The following is a 1,081-nucleotide window of genomic DNA, read 5'->3' as shown; positions in this document are numbered from 1 at the left end:
CGGCGCCTCGTACGCTGGCCGCCGTGAGACGCAGACGCCGGATCCCGCCCGCTCCCCTGCCGCAACGCGACGGCGTGGACCCCGTACGGGTCCGGCTGCCCGCCGGGGAGCGCTGGGCCACCGTGCGGGACCACCTGGCCGAGCGGCTCTCGGCCGGCCCCGGGGCCGTCGACGCCCTGTTCGCCGCGGGCCGCGTCGTCGGCGCGGACGGGCGGCCGGTACCGCCGGACACCCCGTACGCGGCGGGCATGTTCCTGTGGTTCCACCGGGACCTGCCCGCCGAGGTGCCGGTGCCGTTCCCGCTGGAGGTCGTGTACCGCGACGAGCACATCGTCGTCGCGGACAAGCCGCACTTCCTGGCCACCACCCCGCGCGGCAGCCACGTCGCCGAGACCGCGCTCGCCCGGCTGCGCCGGGACCTCGGCATCCCGGAACTGGGGGCCGCGCACCGCCTCGACCGGCTCACCGCCGGCCTGGTGCTGTTCACGGTGCGGCCCGAGGTGCGCGGCGCCTACCAGACGCTGTTCCGCGACCGGCGCGTGCACAAGGAGTACGAGGCCGTCGCCCCGTACGATCCCGGGCTGACGCTTCCCCGGACGGTGCGCAGCCGGATCGTCAAGGAGCGCGGGGTCCTCACCGCCCGGGAGGTGCCGGGGGAGCCGAACGCCGAGACCCGCGTCGAGCTGCTCGGCCGGCGCGAGGACGGCCTGGGCCGCTACCGGCTGCTCCCCCGCACCGGGCAGACGCATCAGCTGCGGGTGCACATGAACGCCCTGGGCGTCCCCCTGCTCGGCGACCCGCTGTACCCGGAGGTGACGCCGCCCGTCCCGGCCGGTGACTTCCGGCGGCCGCTGCAACTGCTGGCGCGGACGCTGGAGTTCACCGATCCGGTGACGGGCGTGGAGCACCGCTTCCGCAGTGGCCGGGTGCTCGCGGCCTGGGACCGTCCCGAGGACCGGGCGGCCGGTCAGTAGCCGCGCCACCAGCGCAGGAAGCGCTGCCACGCGCCCCGCGGGCGCTCCGCCTCCGCCTCCGGCCGGGGCGGCTGCGGCTGCGGGGGAAGCGGCACGGGCTCGGCGGC

Annotated in this window: 1 protein-coding gene; it reads left to right on the top strand. The window is 77.3% G+C overall.

Going from position 1 to position 1,081, the window contains the following annotated elements; genetic code table 11:
* Nucleotides 1-23: 23 nt before the first annotated feature.
* Nucleotides 24-974 carry an RluA family pseudouridine synthase gene (locus G3I53_RS06645; protein ID WP_164338603.1) on the top strand — a complete coding sequence of 317 codons (951 nt, stop codon included), beginning with the start codon at nt 24-26 and terminating at the stop codon, nt 972-974.
* Nucleotides 975-1,081 lie beyond the last annotated feature (107 nt).

This window comes from Streptomyces sp. SID14436 (genome assembly GCF_010548465.1).
In the GTDB taxonomy this organism is placed as follows: domain Bacteria; phylum Actinomycetota; class Actinomycetes; order Streptomycetales; family Streptomycetaceae; genus Streptomyces.
Note: the sequence above shows the minus strand (reverse complement) of the source record. Positions and strands in the feature narration are given on the sequence as shown.